Source organism: Promicromonospora sp. MEB111 (assembly GCF_030209445.1).
In the GTDB taxonomy this organism is placed as follows: Bacteria; Actinomycetota; Actinomycetes; order Actinomycetales; family Cellulomonadaceae; genus Promicromonospora.
In genome coordinates this window covers 202236-219883 of record NZ_JARVSD010000018.1, presented here as the reverse complement: position 1 = coordinate 219883, position 17648 = coordinate 202236, and the positions used below count along the sequence as shown (strand labels likewise).

Here is a 17648-nt window from a genome sequence, read left to right as displayed (position 1 = left end):
GGTCAGGCGGCCGCCACGTCCAGCGACTTCTCCGCGAAGCGCGGAGCGAAGACCCTCTGCATCACGCGCTTGCCCGTGGGGTTGCCCAGCAGGGTCTGCGTGAGGGTGCGCGCCCGCTTGTCCTGGCGGGTCTGCGGCACGAACATCACCAGGTCCCGGCGGCCGTTGCGCTGGTGGGTCGCGATGAACGGGCGCATGCGCAGCTCCCACTCGCGCAGGGCCCGGGCGGGGTTGCCGGGATTGCGCTGCAGCACGGTGCCGAGCAGGTCCGCGCCGGCCATCGCGCTGGAGGCGCCCATGCCGGAGTAGAGCGTCACGCACCAGGCGGAGTCGCCGAGCAGCACCACGCGGCCGGTGTGCCAGCTCGGCATCACCACCTGGTGCACGGAGTCGAACAGGACGTCGTCGGCCGCCTCGAACTGGTCCAGGAGGTTGCCCAGCACGGGTCCGGCGGGCTCCGGGCCGAAGGCCCGGCGCAGCGACTCGGCGGGCGGACGGCGGAACTGCGCGTCCTCGTCGTCCGTGCGGTAGCTGAACAGCACGGTCGGCTCGTGGTCGGTGAACGGGAACACCCACGCCGAGCGGCCCGGCTCCGCCAGGACGATCCCGTCGGTCGGCCGGAAGCCGGGCACGGCCTCCTTCAGCACCGAGACGCCGATGATGTGGTCGAACGGCCGCAGGTAGTCGGCGTCCGGGCCGAAGGCCAGCCGGCGCACGGTCGAGCGCAGGCCGTCGGCGCCCACCACGAGGTCGAACCGCTCGGTGGTATCGGCGCCGTCGGCACCGCGCAGCGTGACATCCACGCCGTCCACCGTCTCCTCGACGGCCACCGGCGTGGTGCCGAACCGGATCGGCGCGAGCTGGGCGACGGCGTCGTACAGGGCGCCCTCGATGTCGCCGCGCAGCACGAGCTGCGGCATGCCGGGCAGGTCGCCGTAGCCCATGCCAGGCCGACGGCGGCCGTCGCGCTCGACGTCGTACGTGATCGTGGCGGGGTCGGTGCGGTTGCCGATGGCGTCCAGCACCCCGAGCCGAGCCGCGGCCGACTGCCCGGTGCCGAACATCCCCACGAAGTACCCGGCACCGCGGCGCTCGGACGCCCGCTCGACCAGCACCGACTCCCAGCCCACGTCGTGCAGACGCAGGGCCGTCGCCAGACCCCCGATCCCCGTCCCGACCACCAGTGCGCGCGGCTTGCTCATGCCGTTCCCTCTCCTCGTCCGGATGACGTGATTCGATTATTGACTCACGATCGTTAGTGAGTCAAGAACTCGCGACTAGGATGAACGCGGCGCGAGGAAGGGGTGACGATGGCACGTCCGGTGCAGGACCGCGCGGAGGCGATCCTGGCCGCGGCCCGGGAGCAGTTCCTCCTGGACGGCGCGGAGCGCACGACGGTCGATTCCGTCGCAGCACGCGCAGGCGTCGGCAAGGGCACGGTCTTCCTCTACTGGCCCACCAAGGCCCGGCTGCACGACGCCGTGCTGCAGCTCGAGGCGGCCGGGCTCCTGACCTCGCTCGCGGACGAGCTGCGCGCCGGGACCACTCCCCTGACGATCGCGCACGTCGTGCGCCGCGAGATCGCCGCCGTGCTGGACTTCCCGGGGCTCGCGACGCAGCGGCTGGGAGAGCCGGGCGGCCCGGCCGGCTCGGACGACTTCCCCGGCCCGGCGCTGCACCGGATCATCTCGATCATGCAGGCGCACGGACTGGTGCACGACACCCCGACCGCCGAGATCGTCACGGCCTTCCAGACCGTGATGTCCGGTTCGGTGCTGATCGGCCTGGCCGACCCCGGGCGCCAGCGGGTGATCTTGGACGCCGCCGAACACCTGATCGGGTCCACCTACGACCGGCCCGACGCCGACCCCGACGACGTCGCCGCCGCCCTGCCGAAGGTGCTGGATGCGCTGGAGGACGCGGTCGACCGGCTGGTCGGGACTGCTGCTCCCGACCGCCCCACGACGGCCGTCCTGCGGCCGCGGGAACGGCCCGCGATCACCCCGTGATCACCCGGGCGTGACCGCGCCAGGCCCGAGGCCCGGTCGTAGTGTGCGAGGCATGACTGACGCACTCGTGCTCGGAGGTGGCGGCGTGGCCGGCGTCGCCTGGGAGCTGGGCGTGCTGCAGGGCATCGCCGACAAGGACCGGGCGCTCGCGGCCCGTCTCGTGAGTGCCGGCCGGGTGGTCGGGACGTCCGCCGGGGCTGCCGTGGCCGCGCAGGTCACGAGCGGCACGCCGCTGGAGGAGCTGTACGAGGCGCAGCTCGTCGACGACGGCCTCGACTTCGTGGTCGAGTTCGACGGGCCGGCCATGCTCGCGGGCTGGGTCGCCGCCCTGGAGCCGTCGGCCGACGGCTCCCCGCCCGACCCGCTCGTGATCCGGCGCCGCATCGGCGCGATGGCGCTCGCCGCCCCGACCACCGACGAGGCGACCAGGCTCAAGGAGCACGAGGCGGACCTGCTCAGTACGGAATGGCCCGACACCGACCTCACCATCCCCGCGGTCGACGCCGAGTCGGGCGAGCTGCGGGTCTTCCGCCGCGACTCGGGCGTGCGACTCCTGGACGCCATCGCCGCGAGCTGCGCGGTGCCCGGTGTGTGGCCACCGGTGACCATCAGCGACCGGCGCTACGTGGACGGCGGCATCCGGTCCGTGGCGAACGTCGACCTGGCCGCGGGCGCCGACCACGTGCTGGTCGTCACACCGCAGCGACCGGGTTCGCCGTCGGCGTTCGGCCCCTCCGCGAGCGAGCAGGTCGCGGCCCTGGCGCCGGCGAAGGTGCTCATGATCGGCGCGGACGACGCGTCGATCGAAGCGTTCGGCATCAACCCGCTCTCCCCCGCGACGCGGGCGCCGTCGGCCGCCGCGGGACGCGCGGTGGGGCGCGCCCAGGCCGCGGAGCTGGCGGCGCTCTTCAGCTGACGGGGACCGAGGTGTGTCCGCGGTGCACGGGTGCCTCCTGCGCGCTGCTGCCGCCATCATGGGCACCATGTTCATCAGCGACGACGGCACCATGGACCTGCGGGTCTCCGCGTACGCGGTCATCACCGACGAGGCGGGCCGGATGCTGCTGCCCCACTGGTCCGAGGGCAGGCACCACGGCTGGACGATTCCCGGCGGCGGCATCGACCCGGGCGAGCATCCGGCCGACGCCGCCGTCCGGGAGGTGCTCGAGGAGACCGGCTACCACGTGGAGCTGGACGGGCTGCTCGGCGTCGACAGCATCGTGTTCCCGGCGGCCGAGCGCGTGCACGCGGCGGACCGGCCGGGCCAGGCGCTCCGGATCGTCTACCGCGCGCACATCACCGGCGGCGAGCTGCGCGTCGAGGAGGACGGCTCCACCGACGGCGTGGCGTGGCACACCGCCGAGGAGATCGACGCGCTGAACCGGGTCGCGCTGGTGGACCTGTCCCGCCGCTGGGCGGGCCTGATCCCCTAGAGCACAGGCAGGCCGAGGCCCGTCAGGGCCGCGCCGACGGCGGGAAGCCCGTCCAGCGCAGGTCGGCGGCCAGGTGGCCCATGTCGTTGAACAGCACGACCGTGGGCGGCAGGCCGTCGCGGTACTCGATCACGGTCAGCGCCGCGTTCCCGCTGTTCAGGCCGAGCCAGCGGGCCGGAGGCGCGTCGAGCGCGTGGCGCAGCAGCCACGCGACCTGGAACGCGTGGGTGACCAGCACCTCGTGCGTCTCGGCGTCGGCGGGCCGCGCGAACCGGTCGACCAGCGCCGCCGCGAGGCGTTCGCCCGGGGCGCGCTCGGCGTCGTCGAACCCGTCGAAGAAGCCGGCCCAGGCCGGCGGCAGGTCCGGCGCCGCGGGCACGTACGGCACGTGGTCGATCAGCTCGGGCGCCTCCGCGACCGGGACCCCCGGCAGGTGCTCGCCGACCACGCGCGCGCTCGCCACCGCGCGCGGGAGGGGCGAGTGCCACACCGCGTCGACCGGCAGCCCGGCGAGCCGGGCGCCCAGCAGGTCCGCCTGCCGCCGTCCGACATCGGTCAGCTCGCCGAACGCGTCCGCCGCTCCGTGCCGTGCCAGGTACAGGTGTCTGGTCGCCATGCGACGAACCTAGCGGCCGGCCCGGGCGCTACGCACCGGACGGCCTGCTACGCGCCGCGCGGACCGCTACGCGCCGCGCGGGATCCCCAGGGTCGAGAGCAGGTCCTCGTGCAGCTCCATCCACACCACGTGGCACGAGCCGATGCCGGTGCCCGCGACCCACTCGCCCTCCCCGGCCCGCGCCCGGTCCAGCGCCCGGGCGAACCGCGTGTCGTACCCGTCGAACCGGGCCAGCACGCCGGCGAGCGAGGCGACCAGCGGCGTCAGCTCACCGCCCAGCGCGGCGAGCTCGTCCAGCACGCGCGCGTCCCAGTCCACGTCGGTGTGCGTGTTGGGAGCGAGCCGGTCGTCCTCGGCGGGGAGCAGCTGCCAGTCGGTGCACGCCTGCAGCAGGCGGGCGTTCAGGGGCGCGAAGACCTCGTGCGCCTCCTCGACGACGGCCCGCGCCCCCGACTCGGCCAGCTCCAGGGCGAGGAGCCGGTCGTCCTCGGCGCGGCCCCGCTCCGTGAGCGACCAGCCCGCCGTACTCCCGAACGCCGCACGCCGGACCCAGCCGTACGCCTCGTCGTCGAGCAGCGTCTCGCGGGTGTCCGCCGGATCGAGGCCGAACCGCGCGGCGACGGCGTCGTCGTCGGCCATGCCCTGGATGCGTACGGAGTGGAGCACGAGCAGCTCCGGCTGAGAGGATCGGCCGGGCACCGGGACAGAGGTCATGGTGCACCGTGCATCGTCCGGTGGAGAGTGTCAACGCGAACAGGTCACCGAAGGAGAAATCATGTCGGACGGTTCCGTCGTCGAGCTGGCCGGGATCCCCGGCAGCCCGGGCCTCGCGTCCGGGCCCGTGCGCGTGGTGCACGGACCGGACGACTTCATGCTCGTGAGCCCCGGCGACGTGCTCGTCTGCCGCTTCACCGAGCCGGCCTGGACCGCCCTGTTCGGCCTGGTGTCCGCCGTGGTCACCGAGACCGGCGGCGTCCTGTCGCACGCCGCGATCGTGGCCCGCGAGCACGGCATCCCCGCGGTGCTCGCCGTCCCCGGCGCGACGACCACGCTGAGCGACGGCGCGACCGTCACCGTCGACGGCGGCGCCGGGCGGGTCACCGGCTGACCGGCCGGCGAGCCGAACCCGACCAGCCCACGAGCCGTCCACGGGCAGTCCTCCCCATGGGCACCGGCCGGGGTCCCGTGCCAGCCTTCCTGCGTCAGGCCAAGAGTCAGACCTCAGGATGGAGAGCACCAATGACAGTCAACTCCCCGTTCCGCAGAAGAACCGCCAGGCAGTGGGCGCTCGCGGCCCTGGCCGCACTCGCCCTGGTCGCCACACCCGCGGCGTCGGCCACGGCGTCCTCGGCCACCGCGTCGGACGGCGCCGGCGTGCTGGCCATCTCCCACAAGTCGCCGTTCAGCTGCTCCAAGACGTTCTACGCCAACAACTGGAGCGGGGGCCACAGCCCCAACGGCTCCATCGACTGGCAGACCTACGGCGGCGACGCCATCAACGGCGAGACGGTCCGGGCCACGGCCGGCGGCACCGCCACGTTCGACGACGAGGGCAGCACCAGCTACGGCAAGTGGGTGCAGATCGTGCACAGCGACGGCACCCGGACCCGCTACGCCCACCTGGCCACGATGGTGCGAAACCCCGGCCAGACCATGTCGGTCAGCCAGGGCACCGTCATCGGGACCGTCGGCTCCACCGGCGGCTCCGAGGCACCGCACCTGCACTACGAGCAGCGCAGCTCCTCCGGCGTCGTGGACACCTCGCCGACCGTCGACGGCGTGACCGTCTCCGTGGGCCAGAAGAAGGCCGTCACCAGCACCAACGCCTGCGGGTCGAGCAACCCGTACACGCCGGCGGAGGTCTGCGGCAGCGGCTTCACGGTGGTCGACCAGGCGGCGCTCGGCACGGTGGGCCGCACCTACCTGCTGTACAACTCCGGCACCGGCAACAACTGCGTGGTCACCCTGAAGTCGACCAACCTCGGCACGCCGACCGCCGTCTCGGCCTTCCTGGAGCCGCAGGGCGCGTCGCGCACCACCGACTCCGGCAGCTACGGCTACTACGCGGGCCCGGTCAAGCGGTCCGCACCCGGCACCTGCGTGAAGTGGGGCGGCTCGGTGGGCTCCACCAGCTACACCAGCCCGTTCGAGCACTGCGGCTGACGCCCGCTCCGCCACACCGAAGGCCCCCGAGGTACGCCTCGGGGGCCTTCGGTCGCGGCCTGAGCCTCAGGCGCCCGACGGCGGCTCGATCAGGTCCCACGGCATGCCGTACAGGTCCTCGAAGACGGCGACCGTCCCGTAGACCTCGTACCGCGGCTCCTCCCGGAACCGCACGCCCGCCGCGACCATCCGCGCGTGCTGCGCGGCGAAGTCGTCGGTCTCGAGGAAGAACGCGACCTTCCCGCCCGCCTGCCGCCCGACGACGTCGTCGGCCCCGCTCAGCGCGAGCACGAGGCCGGTGCCGCCGTCCGCGGGGCCGACGACGACGCGGCGGCGGCCGGCCGCGTTGGTCTCGTCCTCCCGCAGGGCGAACCCGAGGGCGTCGACGAAGAAGGTGATCGCCTCGTCGTGGTCGCGGACGAGGTAGGTGACGTCGGAGAGTCGCAGCACCCCGTGATCCTAGGCCGCGCGCGCACCCCGGGCCGCCACGACGACGGCCGACGCCAGCCGCCGGAACTCCGGCCGGTCCTCCACCGGCAGCGTGGCCAGCAGGCCGTCGAGCGCGCTCGTGACGCCGGCCTCGAAGGCGGCCACCGCCTGGGTCCCTGCGTCGGTCAGCGACACCTGGACCGCCCGGCGGTCGCCCGGGACCGGGCCGCGCTCCAGCAGCCCGCGCCGCTCGGCCCGGTCGACGAGGCCGGTGAGCGCCGCCTTCTCGATCCCCAGGAGCTGCGCCAGGTCGACCATGCGCTGGGGCTGGTCGCCGAGACCGCAGAGCAGACGGCCCTGCATGGGCGTGAGCTCCTGCTCCTCGGCGACGCGGGCGACGGTGGCGGTCAGCACCACGGCGAGCTCCACGAGCTCGGGCATGCCCCCGATGCCGTGTGCGGCGCAGCCCAGCGAGGCGTCGGGGATCTCGTCGGGCATCACTCGTCAAAGGTACACAGCCAATATGGTTCATGCCATGTATAGTCAACAGTACGAACCTTTTCCTCGGACGTCCGACCGGAAGGCAGCACCATGAGCTTCACCCATCCGACCGGCACCCACGGTGCGCGGCAGCCGGGCCGGTCCACCCGCTTCTTCAACAAGCTGATCGCGCGGCGCGCCCGGCGCGCGGACGGCAAGACGATGGGCATGTCGCTGCTGGTACTGACCACCGTCGGCCGCAAGAGCGGGCAGGCCCGCGAGAACCCGGTCGGCTACTTCGCGGCGCCCGACGGCGGCTGGTTCATCGCGGCGTCGGCGGCCGGGGCGCAGGCCAACCCCGCCTGGTACCTCAACCTCGCGGCGCACCCGGACCAGGTGACCGTCGAGCTGGCGGGCCGTAAGGTCGCCGTGACCGCACGCGAGCTGCACGGCACGGAGCGCGAGCAGGTCTGGAAGCAGATCACCGACGAGGCCCCGGGCTTCCGCAAGTACGAGCAGACCACCGACCGGGAGATCCCGGTCATCCACCTGACGCCCAAGGACTGACGTGACCTTCACCTACCCCACCGGCACGCGCGGTGCGAAGCAGCCCGGCCGCGGCTTCCGCTGGATGAACCGGCTCCTCATGCGGCGCGCCCGGCGCGCCGAGACCCCGACGATGGGCATGAACCTGCTGGTCCTGACCACCGTCGGGCGCAAGAGCGGACAGCCCCGCTCGAACCCGCTGGCCTGGTTCCCCGGCCCCGACGGGAGCTGGCTGATCGTCGCCTCCGCCGGCGGGGCTCCCGCCAACCCGGCGTGGTACCTCAACCTCGCCGCCCACCCGGACCAGGTGACCGTCGAGCAGGGCGGGCGCAAGGTCGCGGTGACCGCGGAGCAGCTGCACGGGGAGGAACGTGCCGAGGCGTGGCGGCAGATCACCGCCGAGGCGGCGAACTTCCGCCGGTACGAGCAGACGACGGACCGGGAGATCCCCGTCGTCCGGCTGACGCCGAAGGCCTGACCCCTCGTGTCGGTGGGAGGTGGTTGACTCGCGCCCGTGACATCACAGGATGCGGGTCGACCCGCAGGGCTGCCGTGCGAGCTCTTCCGCTTCGAGGGCGACGGGAACGTCGTGGCGCTCCGCATCGACTCGCTCGCCCCACAGGACGGGCGCGTCATCCAGGCCGGCGGCACGATCGAGATCGACTGCGGGGACCAGTCCGCCGGGAACGGAGTGCGGGGCGCGCTGGCGACGCTCGTCGGGGACGATGACCTGGACGCCTGGCGGGAGGTGCTCGACGCGCTGGACCTGGGGCACGACGTCGCCTGGCGCGAGGACCAGAGGGCGACCGAGGTGCACGTCCGCTGGGAGCACGACGACATGCTCGTCGTCACGGTCCGCGACAGGATGGGCCTGCTGACGGACGTGACGACCGCCGTGCCCGTGTCCGACGAGTGGTTCGACGAGGCCTATGCCCGCCTGGAGCAGGTCTACGAGCTGTTCGAACGTCGCTGACCCCCAGCCACCCGGCGGGGCGGCGCGACGCCGCGGGTGCCCGCGCGACCACTGGTCCGACCGCCCGCGGCTGTCACCCACGGTGGGTAGTGTCGGACGCATGACGCACGCCGCCACCACCTCCCCGGCCACCACAGCACTCCAGACCGCGGACTGGCGGCGGCGCGTCTTCGCGTTGTACGCCGAGGCCCGCACCCGCGCGGTCGTGAACCCGGCCGCCGCGCACGCGGGCTGGATCGCCGCCCGGGACGAGCTCTTCGCGACCCACCCCGTCTCCCCGATCCTCCCGGAGGAGCGGCCCGGCTTCACCGGGCTGACCGTCACCCCCTACGACCCGGCCTGGCGCCTGAGCGCCCCGATCGTGCCCGCCGAGCCCGGCCCCGACGGCGCGCCACGCCGCCTCGACGTCCCCACCGGGACCGACGGCGTGGTGCCGTTCGAGCTGCTCGGCACGGTCGCCCTGGGATCCGACGCCCTGGGCGACCTCGGCACCCTCGACGTCTGGCGCCTCGCCTCCTACGGCGGCGGGCTCTTCGTGCCCATCAAGGACGCGCTGGCCGGCCCGCCCGGCGGCACCTACGGCGGTGGCCGCTATCTCATCGACACGATCAAGGGCTCCTGGCTCGGGCACACCGGCGGGTCCGACGGCGGCGAGGGCGGCGGTCCCGACGACTTCGGCGTCGGCGACCTGGTGCTCGACCTCAACTTCGCCTACAACCCGTCCTGCGCCTACGACCCGGCGTGGACGTGCCCGCTCGCCCAGGAGGGCAACACGCTGGCGGTCGAGGTCCCGGTCGGCGAGCGCACCCCGCAGTACTAGGGGCCAGTCAGCCCTGCACCACGACGAACTCGTCGCCGAAGTCCGCGATCACACGCAGCCGGCCGCCGAGCGCCTCGACATAGGACCGCAGCGTGCCCAGCTCGGTCGAGTCGAGCCGGCCGTGCTCGATCGCGGACACTCGGGGCTGCGCCACGCCCATCCCCTGCGCCAGAACGGCCTGGGTCATGTGCTGGGACCGACGGATGTCAGCGAGCTTGTATGCGCGCACCTGCTCGCGCATCTCAGCCATGATCTCGGCTGTCCGCGCCTCGTCCAGACCGGTCGCGACCGCGTCGGCCTTCACTTCGTTCCATGAACGAGCCATCTGTCACACCTCCTCGTCGTACTCACCGCTGAGCCACCGCTCGTACCGACGCTCGGCCACTGGGACGTTCACCCGGTACCACTCGTCCCATCGTCCCGCCTTGTCCCCCGCCACCAGCAGCACAGCTCTCCTGGCCGGGTCGAAGGCGAACAGGACACGGACCGTGGTCGCGCGAAGCTCTTTCAGGTTGTGCACCGTCGACCCCTTGATCGAGTCGACCGCGGGTCTCCCGAGGGACGGGCCGGTCCGGGCGAGCAGCTCGATCGCGGCGGCGACATGCTCTGCCACCGGGTCCTCCGCCCGGACTAGGTCGAGGAACCACGCATCAACTTCCTCGAGCAGGACGACGTTCCACATCCATGCCTCCACCATAATGCACGTGTTATGAGCGCTCCACGCCGTTGAGCCCCGACAAGCACTCTTGATGGGCTGACTGTGCCAAGAAAGACATCGCTTCGCAGGGAATGGGGTAGATCAGTGCGTATACGCAACGGTTGGGAGCGCCATGTGGTCAGCCTTCGCGCCGCCGCGAGCCGTCTGCGATCGTCCTGCCCCCTTCGAGACCGGGGTTTCTTCGCTTTGGGGCGGCTGAAAGCGGAGAAACCCCGGCCTCGAAGCGGAGCGGCATCACGGCAAGGTGAGGCTGCCCAACCTCGGCCCCGACATTGGCCCTCCGCGCCGAGTCCTGGTTGCCTGAGCCCATGACCACACCACCGTCCGGCGCGGAACGGCCGGACACCGGCCGCGCCGCCGTCGGCCACCCCGACGAACCCCACACCAACGGGCTCGCCGAGCGCCTGAACTGGCTGCGCGCCGGCGTGCTCGGCGCGAACGACGGCATCGTCTCGGTCGCCGCGGTCGCCGTCGGCGTCGCGGCGGCGACGTCGCAGACCGGACCGATCCTCACCGCCGGCCTCGCCGCCCTCGTCGGCGGCGCGATCTCGATGGCGCTGGGCGAGTACGTGTCGGTCTCCAGCCAGTCCGACACCCAGCGGGCGCTCATCGCCAAGGAGAAGGCCGAGCTGGCCACGATGCCGCAGGAGGAGCTCGCGGAGCTGGCCGAGCTCTACGAGGGCAAGGGCCTGTCCCCCGCCACCGCCCGCCAGGTCGCCGTCGAGCTCACGGAGCACGACGCGCTCGCCGCCCACCTGGAGGCCGAGCTCAACATCGACGAGGACGGCGTCGTCAGTCCCTGGCACGCCGCGCTCGCGTCCGCCGTCGCGTTCACGCTCGGCGCCGTCCTGCCGCTCGCGGCCGTGCTCCTGATCCCCGAGCCCTGGCGGGTCGGCGTCACGTTCGTCGTCGTGCTGGCGGCGCTCGCCGGGACCGGCTGGGTCGCGGCCTGGATCGGCGGCGCGCCGCGGGTGCGCGCCACGGCGCGCGTCGTCGTCGGCGGGGCGCTCGCGCTCGGCGCGACCTTCGCGATCGGCTCCCTGCTCGGCACGACGGCGGTCGGGTGAGTACCGTTATCGCCCGATGAACACCATCGACAGCACACCGCCCCCGGCCGGCACACCCTCGTCGGCGTACGGCGTCCACTCCGAAGTGGGCCGCCTGCGCAAGGTCCTGGTCTGCGCCCCCGGGCTGGCCCACCAGCGCCTCACCCCGTCCAACTCCGCCGACCTCCTGTTCGACGACGTCCTGTGGGTCGAGCGTGCCCAGCAGGACCACGCCGACTTCGTGGCCGAGCTGCGCGAGCGCGACGTCGACGTCGTCGAGCTGCACGCCCTGCTCGCCGAGACGCTCCGCGTGCCGGGGGCGCGCGACTGGCTCCTCGACCGCAAGATCGTGCCCGAGATCGTGGGCAACGGCCTGGTCGAGGCGACGCGCGAGTACCTGGAGTCCCTGCCGGAGCACGAGCTGGCCCGGTACCTGATCGGCGGCCTCGCCGTGGCCGACGTGCCCGAGCTGCCGCCGGGCTTCCGCGCGCTGGCGGACCTCAGCCCGGACGCGCGCGAGTACCTCATGCCGCCGCTGCCGAACACGCTGTTCACGCGCGACACGACCTGCTGGATCTACGGCGGCCTCACGCTGAACCCGCTGTACTGGCAGGCGCGCCGGGACGAGACGCTGCTCATGAAGGCGATCTACTCGTACCACCCCGACTTCGTGGGCAGCCGCGTGTGGTGGGGCGACCCGGAGAGCAGCCACGGCGAGGCCACCTTCGAGGGCGGCGACATCATGCCGATCGGCAACGGGACCGTGCTGATGGGCATGAGCGAGCGCACGTCGCGCCAGGCGATCACGCAGGTCGCTGCCTCGCTGTTCCAGGCGGGCGCGGCCGAGCAGATCGTGGTGGCGGGCATGCCGCGGCTGCGTGCGGCCATGCACCTGGACACGATCATGACGTTCGTCGACGTCGACACCGTCACCGTCTACCCGCGGATCGTGGACCGTGTGCACCCGTTCGTGCTGCGCCCCGACTCCGGTCCGCTCGGCGTCTCGGTGACCGACGCCGGCCGCTCGTCCTTCCTCGACGTGGTGGGGCAGGTCTCCGGGCTGGGCCAGCTACGGGTCATCGAGACCGGCGGCGACGTCTACGAGTCGGAGCGCCAGCAGTGGGACAGCGGCAACAACTCCGTGGCCGTCGAGCCGGGCGTCGTGTTCACCTACGACCGCAACACCACCACCAACGACCTGCTGCGCAAGGCTGGGATCGACGTGATCGAGATCGCGGGCGGCGAGCTGGGCCGCGGGCGCGGCGGCGGGCACTGCATGACCTGCCCGATCATCCGGGAGCCCGTGAGCTGGTAGACGGGCTGGTGGACGCCGGGTCGCCGGCCCCGCAGGTGAGCCTGGCCGCCGCAGCGGAACCCGAGACGGTGCCGGCCCCCTGAGCCTGCCCGCGGCGCGACACGCCGCGGGACCGCGCCACGCCGAGCACTTGATGCATCCTTGGGTTGCAGTTCCGGAAAAGCCATAGACGCTACCAAGTCCTCGTTGTACCTTTCTTCACACACGGACTGGTGCCGTGGCGGCAGGTTGTGTGTCTGTGACCGCCTGTTCCACGACGCCGGCACGACCGACAGCCGTATCCGAGACCACCGGAAAGGACGAGACACACGATGGTTCGCACCCGCATCGCGCACCAGGCCGCAGGCCTGGGCAAGGCCAGTGCTGCCACCGAGTCGTCCTACCCGACCACCGCGCAGCACCTCTGGGACGGCCGCGAGGCCATCCGGGGCGCCATACGCTCCTGATCCGGTAATGGCCGGACCAGTGAATGTGAGCCGCCTCGGGACATCTTGTTCCCGGGCGGCTCTTGTCGTCCCGGGGCTGAACAGCAGCACAGCCAGTACCACTCGAAAGACAAGAACCGAGACGACAAGCTCACCGGAAGGAGCAGGCCCGTGGCCGACGTCCTAGTCCTCAATGCCGGCTACGAGCCGCTGCACCGGGTATCGGTCCGGCACGCCATCCACATGCTCGTGCGCGAGGTCGCGGTCGTGGAGGAGGCGGTCGACGGCCGCTCCTTCGGGCCGTTCCCCTTACCGCGCGTGCTGCGGCTGGTCCGGTACGTGACGATGCGGTGGCTCTACAAGTCGGGCGGGGCGCCCGCGTGCACCAAGCTGGGCGTCAAGCGGCGCGACGGCCTGTGCGCCTACTGCGGCGGCCCCGCCGAGACCGTGGACCACATCCTGCCGCGGTCCCGCGGCGGGCCCTCGACGTGGATGAACCTCGTGGCCGCCTGCTACGAGTGCAACTCGCACAAGGCGGACCGCACCCCGGCCGAGGCCGGCATGGTGCTCCACGTGACGCCGCACGTCCCACGCGCGGACTACGCCCGCGCCATCCGGCACAGAGCGGCCCGCGCTGCCTGAGCCGAGCAGGTTCGAGCAGGGTGATCGGTAAAAGGTCAGGTGATCGGCAACTCGAGTTGCCGATCACCTGACCTTTTACCGTTCACTTGCCGGCGGCCGCCCGGGGCCAGAGCCTGGGGTCTCCGCGGTGAGGATGGGAGCGGGGGCCGCACTTCCTGCCAGTTTCAACGTATAACGCAGTGGGGGGCTTGCGGCAAGGGGCCTGTGGGGGCGCAGAATCGTTGGCCGTCGCCGGTTTCGGCGCCTGACGAAACGGGGTTCTCTTGACCGAGGTGAACGCGACCGACGTGAACACGACCGACGTGATCGTGGCCGGGGGCGGGCCCACCGGCGTGATGCTGGCCTGCGAGCTGCGGCTGCGCGGCGTGCGGGTGCTCGTGCTGGAGAAGGACGCCGAGCCGACCAAGGTCGTTCGCGGCCTCGGCCTGCACGCACGCACCCTGGAGATCCTGGACCAGCGCGGCCTGCTGGACCGGTTTCTGCCGCTGGGCAGGCAGTACCCCGTCGGCGGCTTCGCGGGCATCAGCAAGCCGGCGCCCGCGGGGCTGGACACCACGTACCCGTACGTCCTCGGCATCCCGCAGCCCGTCACGGAGGGTCTGCTGCGCGAGCGCGCCGCCGAGCTCGGCGTCGAGATCCGCTACGGCCACGAGGTGGCGGGGCTGCGCCAGGACGACGGCGGCGTGACCGCCGAGCTGGCCGACGGCACACTGGTGCGCTCGCGCTACCTCGCGGGGTGCGACGGCGGCCGCAGCACCGTGCGCAAGCTGCTCGGCATCGGCTTTCCCGGCGAGCCCAGCACGCAGGAGACCCTGCTGGGCGAGGTGGAGCTGACCGCGCCCGCCGAGACGATCGACGCGGTGGTGGCCGAGGTACGCAAGACCCACAACAACTTCGGCGCCATGCCGCTCGGCGACGGCCTGTACCGGCTCGGCGCCCCCGCCGACGGCGTGGCCGAGGACCGCGCCGTCCCGCCCACCCTGGACGAGCTGCGCCGGCAGGTGCGCAAGCTCGCAGGGACCGACTTCGGCGCGCACTCGCCGCGCTGGCTCTCCCGCTTCGGCGACGCCACCCGGCTGGCCGACGGCTACCGCGCCGGCCGCATGCTGCTGGCCGGGGACGCCGCGCACATCCACCCGCCGTACGGCGGGCAGGGCCTCAACCTCGGGGTCCAGGACGCGTTCAACCTGGGCTGGAAGGTGGCCGCCGAGGTCACCGGCCAGGCCCCGGACGGGCTGCTGGACACCTACGCGGCCGAGCGCCGCCCCGTGGCCGCCGACGTGCTGGACAACACGCGCGCGCAGAACGTGCTGCTCTCCCCCGAGCCGGGCCCGCAGGCCGTGCGCCGCCTGCTGTCCGAGCTCATGGACCTCGAGGACGTGCGCCGGCACCTGGTGGAGAAGCTCACCGCGACCGGCATCCGCTACGACCTCGGCGCGGAGCACGAGCTGGTCGGGCGGCGGCTGCCCGACGTCGGCCTGCGGCAGGGCCGGCTCTACGAGCTCCTGCGCACCGGCCGCGGCCTGCTGCTGGACCGCACCGGCCGGCTCACGGTGGACGGATGGGCCGACCGGGTCGACCACGTGGTCGACGCCGACGCCGCGCTGGACGTGCCCGCCGTCCTGCTGCGGCCGGACGGCCACGTGGCCTGGGTGGGCGCGGACCAGCAGGACCTGCTCGACCAGGTTCGCCGGTGGTTCGGCGCCGAAACATGACGGGTGAAAGCCACCGGTACTCTGTGCGCGTTCATGAACCTCGCCACGACGAAGTCCGGCGACCGGAGAAGGGGAGCACCCGAGTGAGCGTCGAAACCGCGGGGTGGCCGCGCGCCGATGTGATCGTGCGTGACGACGGCTCAGGGCAGGTGACGATCAACGGCCAGACGGTGCCCGTCTACCGGAACAGCCTGGGCGAGGCCCGCAGCGAGGTCATGCGCCTGGTCATGGAGTTCTCGGCGAGCGTCGGGCTGGCGGTGGAGGTCCAGGCCCTGGGCCCCGAGGGACCCACCGGCCTGACCGTCCACCCCGACGGCAGGGTGGTGCAGGACGGCGGCGCGGGGGCCGCGCAGGCGGCCCAGGCCGCCCTGCCCCAGAGCCTCGCCCAGCCCGTCGCCCCCGCCCAGCCGGCGCACGCCGTACCCGTGCACGCCGGGCCCCCGGCGGCCGGTCCGGGCGCCGGGGCCGCGGTGCCGCAGCGGACGAGCGTCATGGGCCATGCCGACCAGCCGGGCGCCGGCCAGCACGCCGCCGTTCCCAACGGCGTCGGGCAGCACGGGGTGAGCCCGCACGGCGTCGGCCAGCCCGGCCTCCCGCCGGAGGCTCCCCCGCAGGACCCGCGTGACCCGCAGGGCCCCGCGCCGCAGGGCATACCCCAGCAGAACGTGCCGCAGCAGGACCGGGCCCCGCAGCGTCCGGGCGCCTCGTTCGGTGCCCAGGCACCCGGGACCGAGTCGCCGTTCAGGCCCGGGCACGACGGCGGACGCCGCGACAACCGCCGCTCCTTCCTCGTGCAGGACCGCCTCGACGAGCCGGCCACGCAGGGTGTGCGCGGCGTGCTGGCGCGGGTCGGGCTGCGGGTGCGCCCCGGCGAGACCGAGCGGGCCGAGCGCGCCGACGAGCAGGTGGTGAGCCAGCACTGGCCCGGCCCCCGCACCATCTCGATCGTGAACGGCAAGGGCGGTGCCGGCAAGACGCCGGCCACGGTGCTGCTGTCGGCGGTCTTCTCCTCGCACGGCGGCTCCGGCGTCGTCGCGTGGGACAACAACCAGACGCGCGGCACGCTGGGCTGGCGCACCGAGCAGGGCCCGCACGAGGCGACCCTGCTCGACCTGATCCCGCAGACCGAGCACTTCCTGGGCCCGACGGCGCAGCTCGCCGACCTCGCCTGGTTCGTGCACCACCAGTCGCGCGACCGGTTCGACGTGCTGCGGTCCAAGCCGATGGCGCTCGCGCACGAGCAGCGCATCTCGTCGGAGGACGTCGACGCGATCCACGCGGTACTGGCCAAGTACTACCGGATGATCTTCATCGACTCGGGCAACGACGAGTCCGACCCGATGTGGCTACGGATGATCGACCACACCGACCAGCTCGTGGTCGCCACCAGCACCCGCGACGACCACGCCGAGGCGGGCGCACTGCTGCTGGAGGCGCTGGCGAACCGCGGGGAGCACATGGCGGACCTGGCCCGCAAGGCCGTCGTCGTGGTGAGCCAGTCCGACCCGAAGGCGACGCCGGCCGACCTGCGCCGCGTCGCCCAGGGGTACCGGTCGCTGGCGCGCGAGGTGGTCACCGTCCCGTTCGACCCCGCCATGGTCGACGGCCAGCTCGTCTACCGCGCCCTGCGCCCGCAGACCCGCCGGGCGTGGCTCGCCGCAGGCGCGGCGCTCGCCCGGGGCTTCTGACGCCGCACCGGCCGGGAGGTCACACGGAGGCGGCCGGGGCGACGATCCGGGTGACGGCGCGGCGGACGTCGGCGCGCACGTCGTCCGCCGCCTCCGTGCCCTCCGGGGCGGCGAGGATCCCGCCCACGGTGAGCACCGAGCCGTGCACGACGGCGAGCACCTGGCCGAGCAGCCGGTCGGCCGGCACCGTGCCGTCGATCCGCTCCGGGTGCCGCGCCTGGACGTCGCGCAGCGCCTCGACCTTGGCCGCGCTCGACGTCACCGACCGCTCCAGGGCGCCGAGCGCGCCCGGCCGCTCCAGCGTGTGCCAGAGCAGGAGCCGCACCAGCTCGGGGTGGCCCACCGTGAAGTCGAACAGGCGCACGGCATAGCCGGGCAGGTCGTCCGCGGTGAAGGGCACGGCGTCGAGCAGGTCGAGGATCCGCGCGCTCACCACCTGGTCGAACAGCGCCTCCTTGCCACCGAAGTACGCGTAGATGCGCTGTTTGTTGGCCGAGGCGCCCTCGGCGATCCGGTCCACGCGCGCGCCGGCGAGCCCGTACCGCGCGAACTCCTCGGCCGCGGCCTCCAGGATGCGCTCGGGTGTCGAGGCGCGTCCGACGTCGGCAGCGGCGGGGATGGGCATGTGGC

At 73.1% G+C, this 17648-nt stretch carries 23 protein-coding genes; 15 read left to right on the top strand and 8 right to left on the bottom strand.

The genetic code is table 11. The features are described from left to right. Positions 1-2: 2 nt before the first annotated feature. Entirely contained in the window at positions 3-1202 is a 1200-nt protein-coding gene (locus QRN56_RS22265) for an FAD-dependent monooxygenase (protein WP_285106940.1), read from the bottom strand. 108 nt (positions 1203-1310) lie between these two features. On the opposite strand from QRN56_RS22265, the gene QRN56_RS22260 reads away from it, so the two are divergent. The 3 genes from QRN56_RS22260 to QRN56_RS22250 all read left to right on the top strand — a co-directional run bounded on the left by QRN56_RS22260 (position 1311) and on the right by QRN56_RS22250 (position 3442). Then, a complete protein-coding gene (locus QRN56_RS22260) occupies positions 1311-2009 on the top strand; it encodes a TetR/AcrR family transcriptional regulator (protein ID WP_285106938.1) in 699 nt (232 codons plus the stop codon). Positions 2010-2061: 52 nt separating this feature from the next. Next, positions 2062-2925, top strand: a complete 864-nt coding sequence (locus QRN56_RS22255) for a patatin-like phospholipase family protein (RefSeq protein ID WP_285106936.1) — start codon at positions 2062-2064, stop codon at positions 2923-2925. 91 nt (positions 2926-3016) lie between these two features. After that, a complete protein-coding gene (locus QRN56_RS22250; RefSeq protein ID WP_285107082.1) occupies positions 3017-3442 on the top strand; it encodes an NUDIX hydrolase in 426 nt (141 codons plus the stop codon). A 22-nt stretch (positions 3443-3464) separates the two neighbouring features. On the opposite strand, the gene QRN56_RS22245 is transcribed toward QRN56_RS22250, so the two are convergent. Continuing rightward, positions 3465-4058: a histidine phosphatase family protein gene (locus tag QRN56_RS22245; protein ID WP_285106934.1), complete on the bottom strand. Its 594-nt coding sequence runs from the start codon at positions 4056-4058 to the stop codon at positions 3465-3467. Between the two features lie 66 nt (positions 4059-4124). After that, complete coding sequence (locus QRN56_RS22240) at positions 4125-4772, bottom strand: transcriptional regulator (protein ID WP_285106932.1); 648 nt, start codon at positions 4770-4772, stop codon at positions 4125-4127. A gap of 61 nt (positions 4773-4833) precedes the next feature. Here QRN56_RS22240 and QRN56_RS22235 point away from each other — a divergent pair, with 61 nt between their 5' ends. Both QRN56_RS22235 and QRN56_RS22230 read left to right on the top strand, forming a co-directional pair. Next, positions 4834-5166 carry a PEP-utilizing enzyme gene (locus QRN56_RS22235; RefSeq protein ID WP_285106930.1) on the top strand — a complete coding sequence of 111 codons (333 nt, stop codon included), beginning with the start codon at positions 4834-4836 and terminating at the stop codon, positions 5164-5166. 131 nt (positions 5167-5297) lie between these two features. Beyond that, complete coding sequence (locus QRN56_RS22230; RefSeq protein WP_285106928.1) at positions 5298-6221, top strand: M23 family metallopeptidase; 924 nt, start codon at positions 5298-5300, stop codon at positions 6219-6221. A 66-nt stretch (positions 6222-6287) separates the two neighbouring features. Here QRN56_RS22230 and QRN56_RS22225 read toward each other — a convergent pair whose 3' ends face one another. Further along, the gene (locus QRN56_RS22225; RefSeq protein WP_285106926.1) at positions 6288-6671 is read right to left on the bottom strand and encodes a VOC family protein; all 384 of its coding nucleotides are present in this window, start codon (positions 6669-6671) and stop codon (positions 6288-6290) included. 9 nt (positions 6672-6680) lie between these two features. Beyond that, complete coding sequence (locus tag QRN56_RS22220; RefSeq protein ID WP_285106924.1) at positions 6681-7148, bottom strand: MarR family winged helix-turn-helix transcriptional regulator; 468 nt, start codon at positions 7146-7148, stop codon at positions 6681-6683. 93 nt (positions 7149-7241) lie between these two features. On the opposite strand from QRN56_RS22220, the gene QRN56_RS22215 reads away from it, so the two are divergent. From QRN56_RS22215 to QRN56_RS22200, 4 genes are all read left to right on the top strand, one after another. After that, on the top strand, positions 7242-7697 hold the full coding sequence (locus QRN56_RS22215; RefSeq protein ID WP_285106922.1) for a nitroreductase/quinone reductase family protein: 456 nt from the start codon (positions 7242-7244) through the stop codon (positions 7695-7697). A gap of 1 nt (position 7698) precedes the next feature. Then, the gene (locus tag QRN56_RS22210) at positions 7699-8154 is read left to right on the top strand and encodes a nitroreductase/quinone reductase family protein (protein WP_285106920.1); all 456 of its coding nucleotides are present in this window, start codon (positions 7699-7701) and stop codon (positions 8152-8154) included. 36 nt (positions 8155-8190) lie between these two features. Further along, positions 8191-8649: a DUF5959 family protein gene (locus QRN56_RS22205; RefSeq protein WP_285106918.1), complete on the top strand. Its 459-nt coding sequence runs from the start codon at positions 8191-8193 to the stop codon at positions 8647-8649. Positions 8650-8749: 100 nt separating this feature from the next. Next, positions 8750-9469 carry a DUF1684 domain-containing protein gene (locus QRN56_RS22200; protein WP_285106917.1) on the top strand — a complete coding sequence of 240 codons (720 nt, stop codon included), beginning with the start codon at positions 8750-8752 and terminating at the stop codon, positions 9467-9469. A 7-nt stretch (positions 9470-9476) separates the two neighbouring features. On the opposite strand, the gene QRN56_RS22195 is transcribed toward QRN56_RS22200, so the two are convergent. Beyond that, positions 9477-9794, bottom strand: a complete 318-nt coding sequence (locus QRN56_RS22195) for an XRE family transcriptional regulator (protein ID WP_285106916.1) — start codon at positions 9792-9794, stop codon at positions 9477-9479. Between the two features lie 3 nt (positions 9795-9797). After that, a complete protein-coding gene (locus QRN56_RS22190; RefSeq protein ID WP_285106915.1) occupies positions 9798-10151 on the bottom strand; it encodes a type II toxin-antitoxin system RelE/ParE family toxin in 354 nt (117 codons plus the stop codon). A gap of 344 nt (positions 10152-10495) precedes the next feature. Between QRN56_RS22190 and QRN56_RS22185 the strand changes: the two genes are divergently transcribed. The 6 genes from QRN56_RS22185 (at position 10496) to QRN56_RS22160 (ending at position 17018) form a co-directional block, all read left to right on the top strand. Beyond that, complete coding sequence (locus QRN56_RS22185; RefSeq protein WP_285106913.1) at positions 10496-11254, top strand: VIT1/CCC1 transporter family protein; 759 nt, start codon at positions 10496-10498, stop codon at positions 11252-11254. Positions 11255-11270: 16 nt separating this feature from the next. Further along, a complete protein-coding gene (locus QRN56_RS22180; protein ID WP_285106911.1) occupies positions 11271-12548 on the top strand; it encodes an arginine deiminase in 1278 nt (425 codons plus the stop codon). 311 nt (positions 12549-12859) lie between these two features. After that, positions 12860-12994, top strand: a complete 135-nt coding sequence (locus tag QRN56_RS22175) for a hypothetical protein (RefSeq protein WP_285106910.1) — start codon at positions 12860-12862, stop codon at positions 12992-12994. Positions 12995-13144: 150 nt separating this feature from the next. Next, the gene (locus QRN56_RS22170; RefSeq protein ID WP_020018328.1) at positions 13145-13615 is read left to right on the top strand and encodes an HNH endonuclease; all 471 of its coding nucleotides are present in this window, start codon (positions 13145-13147) and stop codon (positions 13613-13615) included. A gap of 263 nt (positions 13616-13878) precedes the next feature. Next, positions 13879-15330: a rifampin monooxygenase gene (gene rox, locus QRN56_RS22165; RefSeq protein ID WP_285106908.1), complete on the top strand. Its 1452-nt coding sequence runs from the start codon at positions 13879-13881 to the stop codon at positions 15328-15330. Between the two features lie 83 nt (positions 15331-15413). After that, positions 15414-17018 (top strand): ATPase, encoded by a 1605-nt coding sequence (locus QRN56_RS22160; protein ID WP_285106906.1) that lies wholly within the window; start codon positions 15414-15416, stop codon positions 17016-17018. A 19-nt stretch (positions 17019-17037) separates the two neighbouring features. Here QRN56_RS22160 and QRN56_RS22155 read toward each other — a convergent pair whose 3' ends face one another. After that, entirely contained in the window at positions 17038-17643 is a 606-nt protein-coding gene (locus tag QRN56_RS22155) for a TetR/AcrR family transcriptional regulator (protein WP_285106905.1), read from the bottom strand. Positions 17644-17648 lie beyond the last annotated feature (5 nt).